This window comes from Labilibaculum sp. (assembly GCF_963664555.1).
GTDB lineage: Bacteria > Bacteroidota > Bacteroidia > Bacteroidales > Marinifilaceae > Labilibaculum.
Window position 1 is genome coordinate 3,959,397 of the sequence record NZ_OY761461.1, and the last position, 17,248, is coordinate 3,976,644.

Annotated in this window: 16 protein-coding genes; 5 read left to right on the top strand and 11 right to left on the bottom strand. The window is 36.2% G+C overall.

Annotation, left to right across the window (positions count from 1 at the left end; translation table 11 throughout):
• The first annotated feature begins 268 nt into the window (after window positions 1-268).
• From accC to ACKU4N_RS15595, 4 genes are all read left to right on the top strand, one after another.
• Complete coding sequence (gene accC, locus ACKU4N_RS15580) at window positions 269-1,792, top strand: acetyl-CoA carboxylase biotin carboxylase subunit (RefSeq protein ID WP_321317901.1); 1,524 nt, start codon at window positions 269-271, stop codon at window positions 1,790-1,792.
• A 22-nt stretch (window positions 1,793-1,814) separates the two neighbouring features.
• Window positions 1,815-2,324, top strand: coding sequence for a biotin/lipoyl-containing protein (locus ACKU4N_RS15585; protein ID WP_321317902.1), 510 nt, complete (start codon window positions 1,815-1,817; stop codon window positions 2,322-2,324).
• 99 nt (window positions 2,325-2,423) lie between these two features.
• Window positions 2,424-3,959, top strand: coding sequence for an acyl-CoA carboxylase subunit beta (locus ACKU4N_RS15590; RefSeq protein WP_321317903.1), 1,536 nt, complete (start codon window positions 2,424-2,426; stop codon window positions 3,957-3,959).
• Between the two features lie 284 nt (window positions 3,960-4,243).
• On the top strand, window positions 4,244-4,516 hold the full coding sequence (locus ACKU4N_RS15595) for a hypothetical protein (protein WP_321317905.1): 273 nt from the start codon (window positions 4,244-4,246) through the stop codon (window positions 4,514-4,516).
• 69 nt (window positions 4,517-4,585) lie between these two features.
• On the opposite strand, the gene ACKU4N_RS15600 is transcribed toward ACKU4N_RS15595, so the two are convergent.
• The 8 genes from ACKU4N_RS15600 to ACKU4N_RS15635 all read right to left on the bottom strand — a co-directional run bounded on the left by ACKU4N_RS15600 (window position 4,586) and on the right by ACKU4N_RS15635 (window position 14,111).
• Entirely contained in the window at window positions 4,586-5,671 is a 1,086-nt protein-coding gene (locus ACKU4N_RS15600; RefSeq protein WP_321317907.1) for an alpha/beta hydrolase family protein, read from the bottom strand.
• A 96-nt stretch (window positions 5,672-5,767) separates the two neighbouring features.
• Window positions 5,768-7,090 (bottom strand): tRNA lysidine(34) synthetase TilS, encoded by a 1,323-nt coding sequence (gene tilS, locus ACKU4N_RS15605; RefSeq protein WP_321317909.1) that lies wholly within the window; start codon window positions 7,088-7,090, stop codon window positions 5,768-5,770.
• A gap of 60 nt (window positions 7,091-7,150) precedes the next feature.
• Window positions 7,151-8,461: an aminodeoxychorismate synthase component I gene (gene pabB / locus ACKU4N_RS15610; protein ID WP_321317912.1), complete on the bottom strand. Its 1,311-nt coding sequence runs from the start codon at window positions 8,459-8,461 to the stop codon at window positions 7,151-7,153.
• A gap of 252 nt (window positions 8,462-8,713) precedes the next feature.
• On the bottom strand, window positions 8,714-9,169 hold the full coding sequence (locus tag ACKU4N_RS15615) for a cupin domain-containing protein (RefSeq protein WP_321317914.1): 456 nt from the start codon (window positions 9,167-9,169) through the stop codon (window positions 8,714-8,716).
• Between the two features lie 86 nt (window positions 9,170-9,255).
• A complete protein-coding gene (locus ACKU4N_RS15620) occupies window positions 9,256-9,774 on the bottom strand; it encodes a hypothetical protein (protein ID WP_124991183.1) in 519 nt (172 codons plus the stop codon).
• A gap of 57 nt (window positions 9,775-9,831) precedes the next feature.
• Window positions 9,832-11,058: a DNA cytosine methyltransferase gene (locus ACKU4N_RS15625; protein WP_321317917.1), complete on the bottom strand. Its 1,227-nt coding sequence runs from the start codon at window positions 11,056-11,058 to the stop codon at window positions 9,832-9,834.
• 403 nt (window positions 11,059-11,461) lie between these two features.
• Window positions 11,462-13,012 carry an IS1182 family transposase gene (locus tag ACKU4N_RS15630; protein WP_156197454.1) on the bottom strand — a complete coding sequence of 517 codons (1,551 nt, stop codon included), beginning with the start codon at window positions 13,010-13,012 and terminating at the stop codon, window positions 11,462-11,464.
• A gap of 100 nt (window positions 13,013-13,112) precedes the next feature.
• Window positions 13,113-14,111: a YhdH/YhfP family quinone oxidoreductase gene (locus tag ACKU4N_RS15635; RefSeq protein ID WP_124991185.1), complete on the bottom strand. Its 999-nt coding sequence runs from the start codon at window positions 14,109-14,111 to the stop codon at window positions 13,113-13,115.
• A gap of 136 nt (window positions 14,112-14,247) precedes the next feature.
• Here ACKU4N_RS15635 and ACKU4N_RS15640 point away from each other — a divergent pair, with 136 nt between their 5' ends.
• On the top strand, window positions 14,248-14,562 hold the full coding sequence (locus tag ACKU4N_RS15640) for a winged helix-turn-helix transcriptional regulator (protein ID WP_321317920.1): 315 nt from the start codon (window positions 14,248-14,250) through the stop codon (window positions 14,560-14,562).
• A gap of 112 nt (window positions 14,563-14,674) precedes the next feature.
• On the opposite strand, the gene ACKU4N_RS15645 is transcribed toward ACKU4N_RS15640, so the two are convergent.
• The 3 genes from ACKU4N_RS15645 to ACKU4N_RS15655 all read right to left on the bottom strand — a co-directional run bounded on the left by ACKU4N_RS15645 (window position 14,675) and on the right by ACKU4N_RS15655 (window position 17,209).
• Window positions 14,675-15,043: a DMT family protein gene (locus tag ACKU4N_RS15645; RefSeq protein ID WP_321317922.1), complete on the bottom strand. Its 369-nt coding sequence runs from the start codon at window positions 15,041-15,043 to the stop codon at window positions 14,675-14,677.
• A 125-nt stretch (window positions 15,044-15,168) separates the two neighbouring features.
• Window positions 15,169-16,395 carry a peptidase T gene (gene pepT / locus ACKU4N_RS15650; protein ID WP_321317924.1) on the bottom strand — a complete coding sequence of 409 codons (1,227 nt, stop codon included), beginning with the start codon at window positions 16,393-16,395 and terminating at the stop codon, window positions 15,169-15,171.
• A 130-nt stretch (window positions 16,396-16,525) separates the two neighbouring features.
• On the bottom strand, window positions 16,526-17,209 hold the full coding sequence (locus ACKU4N_RS15655; protein ID WP_321317926.1) for a hypothetical protein: 684 nt from the start codon (window positions 17,207-17,209) through the stop codon (window positions 16,526-16,528).
• Between the last annotated feature and the right edge of the window lie 39 nt (window positions 17,210-17,248).

Below are 17,248 nucleotides of genomic sequence, written 5' to 3' on the forward strand. Positions count from 1 at the left end.
AAATTCTTACACTGTTAGACAACAAGCTCATAAACCCTTGATTTACAATTGCATTCAACACCTTAAATCAAGGGTAATTTATGATCAACACATGCATACATCTTTATATTTAATTACTTGAAAACTTCGAAATTTTGATTACATTTAAATGTTCTACAACATATCTATGCTGTACATTATTCTTTTTGGAAAAATATTTTTCTAACTATCAGATAGATTAGTTGATTAAAAACAAAGCCTTTACAGGCTTTTAAACGAAAACCAAAATATGATCAAGAAGATTTCAAAAGTCCTTGTTGCAAATCGAGGAGAAATTGCTCTGCGCGTTATGCGATCATGCAGAGAATTAGGAATTCTTTCTGTTGCTGTTTACTCCGATGTCGATCGAACATCTATGCATGTGCGATATGCCGATCAGGCAGTTCATATCGGAGCTGCAACATCAGCCGAAAGTTATTTAAATATTGATAAAATCATAAACGCAGCAAAACGTGTTAAGGCTGACGCCATACATCCCGGCTATGGATTTTTAAGCGAAAATGCTGAATTCTCAAAACGCTGTGAAGAAGAAGGTCTCATTTTTATAGGTCCAACTCCCGAAGTAATTGCGACAATGGGTGACAAAATCACTGCTCGCCAAACCATGATTGCAAGTGGCGTTCCTGTAGTTCCAGGGACTAAAGAAAACCTAAAAGATGAATCGACAATACTTAAAACTGTTCGGGAAATAGGTTTGCCCGTAATGATTAAAGCTTCAGCCGGAGGTGGTGGAAAAGGAATGCGAATGATCGACAAAGAAGAGAATATTCTGGAAGGGCTAAGAGCTGCAAAATCAGAAGCCATGGCATCATTTGGTGATGACGCTGTTTATATCGAAAAATACATTTCTTCTCCTCATCACATCGAATTTCAGATACTTGGTGACAAACACGGAAATGTAATTCATCTTTGCGAAAGAGAATGCTCCGTTCAAAGACGACATCAGAAAGTGGTGGAAGAAACTCCGTCTCCGCTGATGACCGCTGAATTAAGAGCACAAATGGGAGAACATGCTGTTGCTGCCGCTAAAGCAGTTAATTACCATGGAGCAGGCACCATTGAGTTTCTGGTAGACAATAACCACAACTACTATTTCCTCGAAATGAATACACGATTACAAGTCGAGCATCCTATCACCGAAAGGGTAACCGGATACGATCTTGTGAAACAACAAATTTTAATTGCAGAAGGACATGAATTGAAAATGAAACAAGAAGATATTTTTCAATTTGGACACGCAATCGAATGCAGAATTTATGCGGAAGATACAGACAATAACTTTATGCCGAGCCCCGGAGTGATAACCCACATTACTGAACCAATGGGTTTAGGGGTTAGAACCGATGGTTACGTTTATGAGGGATACGAAATCCCAATTCACTACGACCCAATGATCTCAAAATTAATTATTTGGGCCAGAACAAGAGAGGAAGCGATTGAACGAATGCGGCGGGCTCTTTTCGAATATAAAATTACAGGTGTAAAAACCTCAATCAAATATCTAGAAAAAATCATGGATTGTCCTGACTTTAGAAACGGCACCTATGATACTCACTTTATTCAAAAAAACGAAGATTTTCTTCTTGGTGCCGATGAAGCCAAAAAGTCTTTTGAAGATCTGGCCATAGTTACCGCCTTTGTCAATTATCACAACAAATTGAAAAGCTCTCAAATTTGTCCAAAAGCATCGATGCAAAACAAGTGGAAAGAATTTGGACGCAGAAGGGGAATGTTTAGAGCAAGTGAAAACTAAAAGACAAACAAAAAATAATAAAATGGCAATTGAAATAAAATTGGGCGAACGCATGGCAAAAGTTGAACTTTTAGCCGAAGAGGGAAATCAAATTAAGATAATGGTTGACTCCAAAGAGTATGATTTGGATATGCTGCAGGTTGAAAATGGCGTATACTCTGTTCTATATAAGGGCAACTCCTATAATGTGGAATTAATTGAAACTGATTCTCCAAAAAAGTATTCAGTCAACACATTTTACCATTCCTATGATGCTGAAATTATTGATGCTGAAACCAAATATCTGCAAGCACGAAACTCGGGCAACCTTGAAGCTGCGGAGAGTACAATCACCTCACCAATGCCCGGAAAGGTAGTTAAGATTCCTGTTGAATTGGGCAGTGAAGTAAAAAAGGGAGACACCGTAATTATTGTATCAGCAATGAAAATGGAGAGCGAATACAAAGCCATGAAAGATGGTATTGTAAAAGAAATCTATGTTCATGAAGAGGATATCATCGACGGAAATCAACCTTTGGTGTTTATTGACTAAGTAAAATTACGAATTAACAATTATGGGTATTAATTGATGAATTCCCCAACTTGAAAAGACATTCATAATTTATCATTCAAAATTTATAATTATAAAGAAATGTTGACACTTGAAGATAAAATTAAAAAATTTGAAGAATTAAATAAAGCCGCCGAAGCTGGTGGTGGACAAGATCGAATTGCCAAACATCATGCTGATGGTAAAAAAACTGCCAGGGAGAGAATTCTGGACCTTATGGATCCCGAAACTTTCGTGGAAGTAGACAAGATGGTTACGCACCGTTCTACCGATTTTGGTATGGAGAAAAACAAAATACTCGGAGATGGAGTTGTCTGTGGCTATGGCAAAATCGATAGTCGTTTGGTTTATGTTTTCGCCCAGGACTTTACTGTTTTTGGTGGTTCGTTGAGTAGTGCCAATGCCGATAAGATTGTTAAAATCACCAAATTAGCCATGAAAATGGGCGCTCCAATTATTGGTTTGAATGATTCAGGAGGAGCACGGATTCAGGAAGGAGTGCAGAGTTTAGCCGGATATGCTGATATCTTTTATCAGAACGTTAGAGGTTCCGGGGTAATTCCGCAGATTTCTGCCATTATGGGGCCATGTGCCGGTGGGGCAGTCTACTCTCCTGCTCTTACCGATTTTATTATGATGGTGAAGGATACAAGTTATATGTTTGTAACCGGACCCGATGTGATAAAAACAGTGACTCACGAAGAAGTTACCAAAGAAGAACTGGGTGGAGCAATAACTCACAATTCTAAAAGTGGTGTTGCTCACTTTACTGCCGATAACGACGAGCAGGCAATGATAATGCTTCGTGAATTAATTGGTTTTCTTCCATCAAACAACATGGAAGATCCTCCCATAAAACCTTGTACTGATAATATTCATCGCGAAGATGAAAAACTTCAAACAATGGTTCCCGTTGATCCAAATAAACCTTACAACATTAAAGATATTATCGAGACTGTAGTTGATGACCATAACTTTTTTGAGGTAATGCCGCTATATGCTCAAAACATATGTATTGGTTTTGCCAGATTGGGCGGAAAGCCTGTGGGAATTGTAGCTAATAATCCTGCTTTTATGGCTGGAGTTTTAGATATCAATAGTTCGGTTAAGGCAGCAAGATTTGTTCGTTTTTGCGATGCTTTTAATATTCCGTTAATCACTCTCGTTGATGTACCCGGTTTTCTTCCGGGAACGGCTCAGGAATTTGGTGGAATTATTAAACATGGCGCCAAGCTGTTATATGCTTTCGCAGAAGCTACGGTTCCAAAAATCACCTTAATCACCCGTAAAGCATACGGTGGTGCTTATGATGTAATGGCTTCGAAGCACATTGGGGCAGATATTAATTATTCCTATCCAACCGGCGAAATTGCCGTTATGGGCGCCGAAGGAGCTGTTAATATTATGCACAAAGGACTTACAGAATCGGAAAGAGCAGATGCTATTGAGGATTACCGTGATAAATTTGCCAATCCGTACAAAGCTGCAGAATTGGGATATATTGATGAAATTATTCAGCCCAAACAAACCCGCTACAAACTGGTGCAGGCTTTGGATATGTGTGCGAACAAAAGCGAACAGAATCCGCCTAAAAAACACGGTAACATTCCATTGTGATAAAAAGTTTAAAAATTCCAAAAGGAAAACACTGCGAATATTCGCATTGTTTTTTCTTTTTCCAATTTATTCGTAAATTGAATCTGCAAGCTGAAACGTTTATTTACTAACTTTTGATATTCTTACATCTATAGCGCAAACCATTGTGATCCATATCGAAAACAATTTCGACATGACAAATATAAATTTACATAAACAAAAACACAAAGATTAACATATTAACAACTCTCCAGTAACAATTATTCCGTAAATTTAGTTAGATATTAACTTTTAACCCAAAAGCTATGGATACAAAAAATGAAGAACTTAGAGATGTTTGTCAAGAAGCATTAGAGTGCTTGAATAAACCCGGAAATGAAGCATACAACGATCTAAAATCAAAATTAGAGTATGTAATTGGCAGCTACAACTACGACAAAAATCCTGTTGGTCTTTTCGAAATTGGTAATCTTGCCCTAATTGCTCTGGAAGAAATTAGTGCTGATAAGCCACGCAAAGTAAAAAAATCATTACTCAAAAATTTAAAAGAAAGCTTACTTCAAAAAGTTGAGGCCTAAAACTGAAGCGAAACAAAAGAGCTGGTTCACTAAAAACAAGCTCTTTTGTTTATTCTAACAACCTATTCGTTAAAAACGATATCCTGCCTTTTGTAATTCCTTGATACTATTAATTGGTCGGTTTGGATTCAATTGTTTTGCTAAAAACTGATAGATCTTCACCCGAATTTCTTTAGCTGTTTTTGTATCCATTCTATCGAAAGAATGTCCACCCGGAATGTCCTTAAAAATCTCATATTCAAATTTCTTTCCATCTGCTTTCAAAGACTTAATAAGATGTTCAACTTCCAAAACATTTACATCATCATCATTGGTATTGGTATGAATAAGCAATGGTGTATTTTGAAACTTGTGTGTATTCCAAACCGGAGAACGACGTCGGTACTCAGCCAAATTATCGTGAGCTGTTTTTCCAATATGGTAATCGGCTGAATACAGCTCTCGGTAATCTTCGGTTTGGTAACCCATTCTCGCCACTAAATCACTCACCGGAACACCTGCAAATCCAACCTTATAATCCTTTGGATGGTTAAAAAGATTAAAAAGTGCAATCATTCCTCCGTGACTCCATCCCATAATTCCAACACGTTTCTCATCCACAAAACCATAGTTTTCAATCATATAATTTCGACTGGCATAAACATCTTCATTTTCCAATCCACCGTAATCGATCTTTTCGTAATGACTTTTTCCATATCCTGTGCTTCCCCGGTATTCTGCCGCCACAACAATATATTCCTGTGAAATCAGCTCACGAACAATATGCGTGTAATAAGTCGTAAAATCGCCATGAACACCACCATGTGGCAGTACTATTAAAGGATATTTCCTGTTTACATCAATATTTTTCGGAACAAAAACATAGGTCCAAAATTTAACAGGATTACCTGCACCTAATGCTGTTTCATTTTTTTCTTTCCGTTTTGGCGGACCATAAATGTATAATTTGTCGATATGCGCAACATCTCCTACCCGCTCAAACCAAATTAAATCATCTGCCATTTTTTGCAGCTGATCCATTCGTTGATTAAGATTTTCGTTGTATTTCTTAAGATTCTGAAGTTCTTCATGAATAGAATTTTCCGTTTGGGCAATACAAAATCCTGATAACAGAATAAAAAGGGAAAAGGCAATGCATTTTTTTACTTGTATCATGTTTAAGGTATTTTGATTAGTTGTTTAATATGAAAGAACTAATTTATAAAATTGCGGGCACAAATTTCCGTCTAAATCAGATTTCATTTAACACGACTAAACCAATTCCAATCGATATATCTTGGTGGTGTTGCCTGCAATTTTAAATCGATCATCCATGCGGTGACCAACAATCCACACAATTTTACTGCCCGAAAGCAACAACCAGGTATTCTCTTTCTCCTGAAGAGAGAATTTTTGGTCGATAAAAAAATCGGAGATCTTCTTCTTGCCTTTCATACCGATTGGATGAAATGAATCTCCTTCCTTCCATTTCCGTAACTTAAGAGGGAACTGAAGTTTGTTCGCATCAAAACAGGCAATTTTAGTGCTGTTGGGGAACTGAAATCCAGGCGTCCGATCCAGAAACGAAATCTTTAGCTCTACTGGTAATTTAAGTTTAGATTCCTCATCCGAAATTAAATATTCATTAGTATTTCCTTCTGAAATCTCCGTAAGAATTAAATATTCCCTATCGCGCAGCAATTGATGGCTTGCCGAATAAAATAACTTACCCGAAATTCCATGAATAGATTCTGCAATTTTGCGGACATCACGATGATGAAAGCCGTAGGGAGAAAGCAGTTCGTACAAATGAGACACAGGTGCCAACAGCTCTTTCAACTTAGGAATTGAAATTAACAACTGATTATTTCGTGTGAAAACCAAATGCAAACGGTTCTGTTCAATTACCCTGTTGTAAATCTGTTCCACTTCACGAAAACACTGTACATTCTCGGTCATGGTCGCACGAATAGCAGGATTAATCTCCTCCAACACAGGCATGATCTGATGGCGGATTTTATTCCGCACATAATCGGTTTCCGCATTTGTTCTGTCCTCACGAAAATCAAGAGAATGCTTTTTTGCATACGCAAGTAACTGCTTACGCGTAAACGACAGCAGTGGACGCACAATCTTACCTAACTTCGGTTTAATTCCCGATAAACCATGAATCCCCGTTCCGCGAGCCAAATTGATAAGAACGGTTTCCGCAACATCATCAGCATGATGGCCAACAGCAATGTATTTGTAACCAGAAGTTTCCCGTACCTGTTCAAACCAATTGTAACGCAGGTCGCGGGCCGCCATTTCAATGGAAATTTTGTTCGTGGCAGCATACTTTTTAGTGTCAAAATCTTTTGAATAAAACGCCAGGTTTTTCTCTTTGGCCAAATTTTTCACAAACTCAAAGTCACCATCTGACTCCTCGTCCCGCAAATGAAAATTGCAATGAGCAACCCCACACTCTACTTCCATTTTACAGAGAAGATCAAGCAAAACAACGGAATCGACTCCACCGCTTACCGCAACCAAAATTTTTTCATCGCGGTAAAATAAATTTTCCTCTTCTACAAAACGGACAAGTTTACGTTGCATCAAATAATATTTAATTGTAACCAATGAGTTTTTGCTCAAAGTTTAAAGATAAAAAATCCCTTACTCTTTTAACACTTTCATAATGGCTTTTGCCTTCAACATACATTCCTCATATTCCTTTTCAGGATTTGACTGCATGGTGATAGCCCCACCCACCATAAAAGACAGGTAATGGTTCATTGCATTATACTGAATACTTCGAATTACCACATTAAAATCAAAATCACCATCAGGAGTGACATAACCAACTGCTCCGGAAAACAGTCCTCTTTTGGTTGATTCGTATTTCTCAATCAATTTCATAGCTCTAACCTTTGGTGCACCGGTCATCGATCCCATTGGGAAAGTCTGACGAATTGCTTCTACAAAATGAACATCTTCTTTCAGCTCCGAAACTATGGTAGATATCATTTGATGAACCTGCGGAAATGTATAAATACCGCACAATTCCTCAACAATTACTGAGTCCTTTGCTGCAGTTCTCGATAAATCGTTGCGAACTAAATCCACTATCATGATGTTCTCGGCTCTCTCCTTAGGATCAGAAAATAAATTCTCTTTAATTAACTTATCTTCTTCTTCATTCGCACCTCTTTTAGCTGTTCCCTTAATGGGTTGAGATATAATTTTCCGTCCCACTTTTTTAAGATATCGCTCAGGACTTGCCGATAACAAATACTTCTCTCCCATTCGGTAAAAACATGAATATGGCGTAGGCGAAACCTTCATTAATTTTCGAAACGTTTGCCTTGGCCGGATATAAGTATCCTCCGCATAAAATTCCTGACAAAAATTGACTTCGTATATATCGCCTATTCGGATGTGTTCCTTCAATTGCCTGATTGCTTTTAAATACTCTTCCCGGCTGATTCTGTATTTTATTTCCGCAACAGTAACCTCTTTCTCTTTTGGTACAGATATATTCTGAATATTCATGACCAAATTATAAATATCCTCTTCGGAAAATTCCTCTTCGAAATAATGAATCAATAAAGTATCCACATCCAAAAGAAACACCCAACGCGGACGAAAAAAATTCATTTGCGGCATGTCCAGTCCATCCTGATTATCTGAACTTAAATTCTCAATCTCATTTTTAAGATCATAACCCAAATAACCAAACCACCAATCTTTAGCAAAATCAATCTCAGCTTTTAGGCTATCAAAGCAATTCTGCGCTGGTTCAATAATTTGAAGGGCATCAATACCGGCAATCAACTCGTAAGTATTGTATTCCATTTTCGAATTCTCCTTCAGGTTCACTTCGTGACTGTCAAGAATACACACGCACTGAAACTTCTTGCTCCAAAAAAGCAATTGTTCTTTAAATTTTGTTGTGTCGGATATGTGGAAAGTAAGCCTTTTTCGCATGTGGCAAATTTAAAGAAAAGATGCGTAGAATCACTTCTCTTCTGCAAAATAGAAGAAATATTGCAATACGATATGAAGTGAATATTAATTGAAAGGGATCTTCCGGGAATTTATATGATCATTTTATTCGAACGACTTTTAGATCCTGCATAGAAGATATTTTTGTTTTTTTGTTCCATTGCCATCAATAGAATACTTACTGCGGGTTTTTCATCCTGTAATCACCAGATTTAAACAATTTCTTATTTGTTCTTATCTCCATTTTGGTTCAACAGGAACTCTTTCTCCATCGGCAACAGTATGCTCTTCCAACGAATTTTCTTTAGACTGGATCACCATATATATCATTGTTTCGTTGGAAGAATTACAGATGCCTCGTTTCCCTTGAGGTGCAACCCGTATTGTACTTCCTTCTTTTATACTAAAACAATCTTCGTCCACTTGAAAAAAACCAGAACCTTTAATAATTATATAGGTTTCTTCATTTTTTCTGTGAATGTGAAAATAAGATTGCTCAGATTGCGGTGGAAGCGAATTAAACGAAATTTCAGTGCCGGTTGCTTTAGTCGCATCTTTTAAAAAAACTTTGCCTTCTATTAAGTTTTTACTTGCAGGATGTATTAGAGAGTAATCCATTATATCTTTTAAATCACCCAAATTAACTGCACTGTAATTAGTACTTTCTGATAGCTTTTCAACTTCTTTCATTCCTATTTTTTTTGATTTACCTTCTTAATACAAACGAGTATTTTGTCAAAATATCAATTAAAGACTAAAGTAATAAGAATAATATTTTATTCCATCTTCATGATTAACTCCTCCATTGAATTGTACTCTAATAAACCTTTAAAATCAGCAAACTCAATTATTTTTGAATCCTGTTCAACAGTCATTTCATCAATCATACTCTTTGTTGCCAAACCACTTAAAAGAACACGACTATCAGTATTAACATGAACAAAAATGCAATTACTTACATGATCAGCACTGAATTTTGGTAACGAATCGCCCGCGAATAAAACTAAATTCAGAGTCTTATTTTCGAAAACATACTTTTTTCTCTTGTAATTTTTTTTAGTTCGTTTATCCCAATCAAATTTCCGCAGACCAATTATATTCTCAAAAGCATATTCTGAGAATATATCATCTCTCAACCGACTATAATATAGCTGCCCTTCCATTCTATCCCTTAATTTGCCCATATCAGACAATTCAAGATGCTTTAGTGCTATTGATTGAATATTAGCTTCTATATATTTAGGGATATTTACTCTTTTAAAATAAACTAATTGATTTAAAAGTACTTTATTCATCTTGGCAAAATTCAATATATGTATTCGTTTTCATTAATTATTTTCCTGCAAATGATATCATAAAACCATACAAATTTGCTTAGCGATTCGCTCAATTAAGCTTGTTGTAACCGAATTACCTGCCTGCATATACAAATTACTGTTCGCTAGCTTGGGCAAGATATAATCATGAACAGGATAGCCTTGAAATGCAAAGCATTCTTTTGGAGTTAGTTTTCGTATTCCAAAATCATCTTTAATAAGCGGCACATTATGTCCACCGGTACCCATATTTGCAGTTAAGGTCGGACAAACATTATTTTTATTTTCTCTCACATAAACCCTACGCCACTGATAAACGGTATCTTTCGATATCATTGATCTCTCCAATTCCGGGTAATATTTATGATCCTTTTTGTAATAATAAATTTCATCCTGCTTCCCTTTTTCTATAAAATCGTGAATGGTCTTTGTTAATTTAATCTCTTCGGGAAATTCAAAATTCAAATAATTTTCAACCTGATTCGGATCAAAAGCTACAATAAAAATCCGTTCTCTGTTTTGAGGAACATTTGCATGTGTTACCGAATTTAAAACTTTGTGAGACACTTTATATCCTAACTTTACTTCTAATGTTTCAAGAATTACTTTAAACGTATTTCCTTTATCATGAGATACCAGATTCTTAACATTTTCTAAAAAAACAACTTTGGGTTGATGTCTTTTGATAATTTGTTCTACATCGAAAAACAGAGTTCCCCGTGTATCAGCAAAACCTTTTCGGTTCCCGGCAATTGAAAATGCCTGACAAGGAAAGCCCGCACATAAAATATCAAATTGATCGGGAATGTAATTTTTATTTTTCTCTTTGGTTATATCTCCAAACGGTACCTCTCCAAAATTCGCACGATAAGTCTTTTTAGCATTACTATTCCACTCACTGGTATAGATACACTTCCCTCCAACATTTTGCAATGCAAGTCTAAACCCGCCAATACCGGCAAAAAGATCAATAAATTTAAACTTGTAATTTTCAGGAGTTGGGAATGGTACATTTTCAACTTCAGATAAGAGTTGTTGTAATGTATTTTCAAGCAAAACAGGGAAATTATCGCTTTGCTCTTCGCATTCCAAGTAATTATTTAGAGTTAACAGAGCATCCTTTTCATAGTGCTTTTTCACACCATTTTGATAATTATGCAGATAATGAGTTAAAACGGCTTTGTTTTCAGCCTCTTCAACAAGCTTTAGCTGGGATTTATCCCTCCCCAAATTATCTATACTTATTGCCTGAATTGAACTCATTCTAATTTCCTCAATAATTTAGGGGGCAAGATACAAAAAAATAGTTGCTTTCAGACTGAAAACTCTTGACTCCAATGTTTCAATCACTTGCATAATCAATACTTTTAAATGATTAACTATTTTTTGAATCGCTATTCTTCTGCCAAATATTTGACTTGTATTGCCAACAACAATACATTAAAAGCACTCTCTTGCTACAGACCTCTAAGACCAATTTGCTTTTAAATCAAAAGAGGATGTCTCATAACAAAGTAGACATCCTCTTTTTCATGATCTTTTGTTTTTTTGAGATTAAACTGCCTTATACTGCTTATTTGTTTTTGGAAGTCTTTTTTACCTCCAATATGCAAAACAGAGGTTTCATATAGAGGAAATAGGACTTCAAAAGAATTAAGAAAGGCCGTTAGGCCACTTTTCTACTATTCATTTTCTTAAGATTTATGGCTAGAGCCAATAATCCCATTTCGATTTCTACTTTTTCTTTGCCACGAAGTAAAAATCGTTTAAATCCTTTATTGTGTTTAAGGTTACCAAAAGCGGCCTCTACATCAACCGGTCTTTGACTCCTGTGCTTCAATCCTTCTTCTGAGGTTAAATGTTCTCGTGCTTTACTTCTTAATTCGTTAAGTCGGTGATTAATCTGAATCGTTCGATTACCTTTTGCTTTGTGACACATCCCCCTAAGTGGGCATCCGTTACAGTTTTGAGCTTGATAAACATGGATTGTCTTAAAATGACCGGCTTGGCTTTTTTCCTTTTTTATCTTCTTAAGATTCATTACTTGTCCCATTGGGCAGTAGTAAATATCCTGTTTAGAGTCGTAGAATAAATTGTTGGGGTGAAACTCGCAATAAGTTTTGGCTCCCTTCTTTTGTTCTTTATGAAAGTAATTGTATTTCACAAAAGAGGTTAATCCTTCCGCTTCAAGAAATTCATAATTCTCCTCAGACCCATAACCGGAATCTGCACATACGCTGTTTAGTTTGTCTGGATACAACTGTTGAACCTCTTTCATATGAGGTATAAAGGTTTTTGTATCGGTTGGATTATTATGGTTTGAATAATTTACAATGAATTGATTTTGTGTGCTAAACTGCAGGTTATATCCTGGTTTTAGCTGACCATTTTGCATATAGTCATCCTTCATTCGCATAAAGGTTGCATCCGGATCCGTTTTTGAATAACTATTTCGCTCTTCCAATATCTTTAGCTTTTGCTCGTTTTTTCGGAGATTATCAGCATAATTCTTCTTGGCATAGTTGAGTTGCCGGCGTTTCTTAGCATCCACTTTCTTATCCCTCAAGGCCTCATTAATTGTCTCAATGGTCTGCTCTATTTTTTCTGGATCAACATCACTTAAATCGGGCTTACTTACATTTGCTAAATCCGATTTGGCTACCTGCTCTGTATAATCCCAAAGTTCCCCCAACCGATCCTTCATGCGTTGGATATTCTTTTGAATGGCTTTACCCCAAACAAACGAAAACTTATTTGCATTGGCCTCGATCTTGGTGCCATCGACATATATGGTTTGTAGATCAATATGTCCGGAATCTACCAGTAACAGGACTACTTGACTGAACACTTCCTTTAAAACACCTTTTAATCGACTGCTTCTAAAGCGGGCAATCGTATTGTGATCTGGCTTTTGCATCCCTGACAACCACATGAAATGTACATTTTCTGATGCCGCCTGCTCTATTTTTCGAGAGGAATATACATTACACAAATAGGAATAAACTAATAACTTAAGCATCATTTTGGGATGATAGGCCTTTGCTCCCGTATAACTGTATTTTTCAAGGATACGATCTATCTGGACACCATCAATAATACTGCTGATGGTACGAACAGGGTGTTCAGATGATATGAAATCCGAGAGAGAAGGCGGAAAAAGAATCATCTGGTTTTGATGATAGGCTTTGAAATGAGATTTTTGAGGGACTAATTTCATATCTCTAAAATAAGAAATCAGTGATAAATATAAAAAACTATAAAACGAAAAAGAGACTATCTCATTTGAGACAGCCTCTTCTCTTTTAATATTTAAAAAACTATAGTTTCACAATAACTCTCCCGCGACTCTTCTTTGCCAACATTAAATCAATATAGGTATCCAATTCTTCTAAAGATGACTCAATAACCTGCTCTTTGTTGCTGTAAACATTCCAATCGGAAGCCAACTTGTTCCAAACTTTTTGGCGCAATTCCATTGGGCAATTCTGAGAATCAATACCAATTAAACTAATTCCGTTTAGAATGAAAGGGTAAACCGTCATTGCTAAATCTCCTGAGCCAACATTACCACAACAGGTCACATTTCCCAATGGTTTGCAAGCTTTAAGAAGTGTATGCAAAGTATTTCCACCAATAACATCAATGGCTCCAGCCCAAAGTGGCTTTAATAATGGTCTTCCCGATTGATCATCAGTAATTTCACTACTAATGCGACTAGCAACACCTAATTCGTGTAATTCATCTTCACCACCACTGTTTTCGAAAGTCGCTGCAATTACTTCAAAGCCTAAACTAACCAATATACTAATAGCAATACTACCCACTCCACCTAAGGCTCCTGTAACCACTACCGGCCCCATTTTTGGAGTTTGTCCTGCCGACAACAAGCGATACACTGATAAAGCAGCCGTAAATCCAGCAGTTCCATAAATCATGGCTTGTTTAAAGTCCAATTCTTTTGGCATTGCAACGACCCAAGATTCCGGCACCCGAATATATTCTGCAAAACCACCATCGGTATTCATGCCCAAATCGTAGCTGGTTACAATTACTTCATCGCCGGCTTTAAACCTTTCACTCGCTGAATATTCCACAACTCCTGCCGCGTCAATACCCGGCGTATGCGGATATTTTCGAGTCACTCCTTTATTTCCTGAAACCGAAAGTGCATCTTTAAAATTCAAAGAAGAATACTTCACTCTCACAATTACTTCTCCATCCGGAAGATCTTCAATTTTCCTTTTTTCAATTCTTCGAATGTATTTCCCTTCTTCTTCGTAAATCCGCAGCGCTTTAAATTCTCTCTTAGTATCCATTTCTTATCCTGATTTAATTCTTATCTTGCACCAAAGCTACAATCATTTTAATTACTAATCAAGAACTTACACTTTGGAAGGCTACTAACATTTTGTTCGGAATCACTGATTATCAGCTCATAAAAACTTTTTAATTTTGAAAAAAGGAGATTGTCCAATAGATACATTTATCAATTTCGTTAAAGGAAAACGAAAAGCAACCATCATTTTGCATCTGATACAAGGAACCAAGCGGTACAACGAATTGGTGAAACTTTTGCCGGACATCAGCGACAGAATGCTTAGCAAAAACCTAAAAGAATTGGAAGAGGATGGTTTGGTGATCCGTAAGGTTTACCCTGAAGTTCCGCCTAAAGTGGAATACAGCCTTACTGATTTGGGAAAAGAGATTCATCCCATTTTAAAAGCCATGTTTTTAGGTGGAAGGATATTCGAAAAATTAATGGAATAAAAAAAGACAATTGTCTTTTGATTTTACTTCACATTAATTTTGTCCGAAAATTATTTTCCAAGCTTTCTCCTATCTGTCAAAAAAGAATTCATTGCTGCAATAAAATTCCTCTTTATTCTTTAAACATAAAGTATACGGCCAAAATCAGTAATAGAAATGCAATGATATGGTTCATTCTAAATGTTTCTGTTTTAAATACCGCAAGCGTAAAAATGGCAAAGATTACCAAAGTTATAACCTCTTGCAATACTTTCAATTGAATTAAGGTAAACGGTCCATCATTCCCTTTAAAACCAATTTTATTAGCTGGCACCTGAAATAGATATTCAAATAAAGCAATTCCCCAACTGATCAGAATAATTGAAATCAAGCCAAGTTTACCAAACCATTTCCACTCAGAAAATTTCAAATGCCCGTACCATGCAATTATCATGAATGTATTGCTAAGAATTAGCAGCCCAATTGTTAATAAACCTTTCATTTAAAATTCTTTTTGATAGATTATTTGTTTCTGTATATTTTCTTCATATTATATAGATAATCCGGAAATTGATCACCCAAAAAAGGCAACCAAACGGTTGCCTTTCTCTTTGTATATTTATTCAATTATCGCTTCGAAATCAGTTCTACAATTTTTAAAATCACCTCTACCGATTTTTCCATTGATTCTACCGGTACGTATTCAAATCTTCCGTGGAAGTTATGTCCCCCTGCAAAAATATTTGGACAAGGCAGTCCCATATAAGATAAACGGCTTCCATCAGTTCCGCCACGAATTGGAATAATCATTGGCTCAACTCCAACTTGCTTCATTGCCTCCTCTGCAATATCAACAATGTATTTCACCGGCTCAATTTTTTCGCGCATGTTGTAATACTGATTGGTTATTTCCAGACTAACACTTCCCTCGCCATATTTCTCACAAAACTCATCGCAAAGAGACTGTACAAATTGTTTTCTTTCTTCGTACTTCTTCATTTCAAAATCGCGGACAATATATTGAAGGTTTGAATTCTCAACATTTCCTGTCATCGAAATTAAATGATAAAAACCTTCGTATCCTTGTGTTTTTTCAGGCACCTCATCTTCCGGCAAACGTGTCAGAAATTCATTGGCAATCAACATCGAGTTAATCATTTTATCTTTTGCCATTCCAGGATGAACATTGCGGCCTTTAAAGTTGATTTTTGCAAATGCTGCATTAAAATTCTCATACTGTAACTCACCTATTTCTCCACCGTCCATTGTGTAGGCAAACTCAGCTCCAAACTTCTTCACATTAAAAAAATCGGCTCCTTTTCCAATTTCTTCATCAGGCGTAAAACCTACATGAACAGCACCGTGTTTTATTTCAGTATGTTCGGTAAGATATTCTATAGCAGTCATGATCTCAGCAATACCTGCTTTATCATCGGCTCCTAACAGTGTAGTCCCATTTGTTGTTATTATTGTTTGACCTTTGTATTTCTTCAATTCCGGAAAATCAGCAACTTTCATCACAATATCCTTTTCTTCATTCAAAACAATATCTTTGCCGTCGTAATTTTCCCAAAACTGAGGCTTTACATGTTTTCCTGAAAAATCAGGACTTGTATCCATATGAGCTACAAAACCAACAGTAGGAACTTCATGATCCAAATTGGATGGAAGTACAGCCATAATGTATCCGTTCTCGTCAAGACTGATATTTTCCAATCCCATCTCTTCCAATTCCCGGGTCAATTCTTTTGCCAAAAACATTTGTCCGGGTGTACTGGGAGTTAACCCGGTTTCGGTATCCGATTGAGTATCGAATTTTACGTATCGTATAAATTTTTCTATTAAGGCACTCATATCTGGTGTTTATATTAAAAAATGCACACATAACCACTTCCAAAAACTATTTGGTGAAGCGTTGCAATATTACTAAAATGATGTTTGAAAATGAATTTGATTCAGGTTTTCTTATTGCGAATCTTAACTGTTATACATCATCGGATTTAAACTGAAAACCCAATCGTTTACCCGTTGGGATTCTTGCATTCTGAATTTTCTCGAACATCTGTCCTACTGACATGATCTTCACATTATCGTATGGAGGAACCAATAAATCGAAATTCAAAGAATAATTAATGGCAGTTTCCACAATGTTTCGCAGGTTATCATGATCGGCAGTAGAAACCGATAAATCCGTTTGCAGCAAACCCAATTGTCTTTTCCCCTCAACAATGTAATGCTTTTCTCTGTTGATAAAAATTCGGGCAACCAAATATCCTAAATCCTCATATCGAGTATATTTAAAAGAATCGGCCAAAAAATTATAGACATTGATAATGCCTGAGTAAGCATTGTCAGGATCTGTTTTCACGTAAGCTTGCTTCCACACATTATGATCTCTGTTAAATTGAAATACATTGGTATGCAAACTAAAAACTAAAATATCGGATGCAATCTTAATTTGATATTCAAATTCTCCTTTGTCCTCAAAAGAAAGAAGTATATTTTCATCGACCTCACCCAATTCTGAATTGTACTCTTCAATTAGATTTTTAACTACAGTTCGTAATTCCTCGAATATTTCCTTGGTATTTTTATAAACAACCTGCTTTAATGAAGCTTTGTCCATAATTGTTGATAGTATGGCTGCTTTTGTGTTTAAGATATTCATTGTGTTATTGTTTAAAAATGAAAAGTAAATATACAAAAA

Bases quoted from the DNA above. Each gene is read 5' to 3' on its own strand.
- accC (WP_321317901.1), top strand. From the start codon at position 269: ATGATCAAGAAGATTTCAAAAGTCCTTGTTGCAAATCGAGGAGAAATT.
- ACKU4N_RS15585 (WP_321317902.1), top strand. From the start codon at position 1,815: ATGGCAATTGAAATAAAATTGGGCGAACGCATGGCAAAAGTTGAACTT.
- ACKU4N_RS15590 (WP_321317903.1), top strand. From the start codon at position 2,424: ATGTTGACACTTGAAGATAAAATTAAAAAATTTGAAGAATTAAATAAA.
- ACKU4N_RS15595 (WP_321317905.1), top strand. From the start codon at position 4,244: ATGGATACAAAAAATGAAGAACTTAGAGATGTTTGTCAAGAAGCATTA.
- ACKU4N_RS15600 (WP_321317907.1), bottom strand. From the start codon at position 5,671: ATGATACAAGTAAAAAAATGCATTGCCTTTTCCCTTTTTATTCTGTTA.
- tilS (WP_321317909.1), bottom strand. From the start codon at position 7,090: ATGCAACGTAAACTTGTCCGTTTTGTAGAAGAGGAAAATTTATTTTAC.
- pabB (WP_321317912.1), bottom strand. From the start codon at position 8,461: ATGCGAAAAAGGCTTACTTTCCACATATCCGACACAACAAAATTTAAA.
- ACKU4N_RS15615 (WP_321317914.1), bottom strand. From the start codon at position 9,169: ATGAAAGAAGTTGAAAAGCTATCAGAAAGTACTAATTACAGTGCAGTT.
- ACKU4N_RS15620 (WP_124991183.1), bottom strand. From the start codon at position 9,774: ATGAATAAAGTACTTTTAAATCAATTAGTTTATTTTAAAAGAGTAAAT.
- ACKU4N_RS15625 (WP_321317917.1), bottom strand. From the start codon at position 11,058: ATGAGTTCAATTCAGGCAATAAGTATAGATAATTTGGGGAGGGATAAA.
- ACKU4N_RS15630 (WP_156197454.1), bottom strand. From the start codon at position 13,012: ATGAAATTAGTCCCTCAAAAATCTCATTTCAAAGCCTATCATCAAAAC.
- ACKU4N_RS15635 (WP_124991185.1), bottom strand. From the start codon at position 14,111: ATGGATACTAAGAGAGAATTTAAAGCGCTGCGGATTTACGAAGAAGAA.
- ACKU4N_RS15645 (WP_321317922.1), bottom strand. From the start codon at position 15,043: ATGAAAGGTTTATTAACAATTGGGCTGCTAATTCTTAGCAATACATTC.
- pepT (WP_321317924.1), bottom strand. From the start codon at position 16,395: ATGAGTGCCTTAATAGAAAAATTTATACGATACGTAAAATTCGATACT.
- ACKU4N_RS15655 (WP_321317926.1), bottom strand. From the start codon at position 17,209: ATGAATATCTTAAACACAAAAGCAGCCATACTATCAACAATTATGGAC.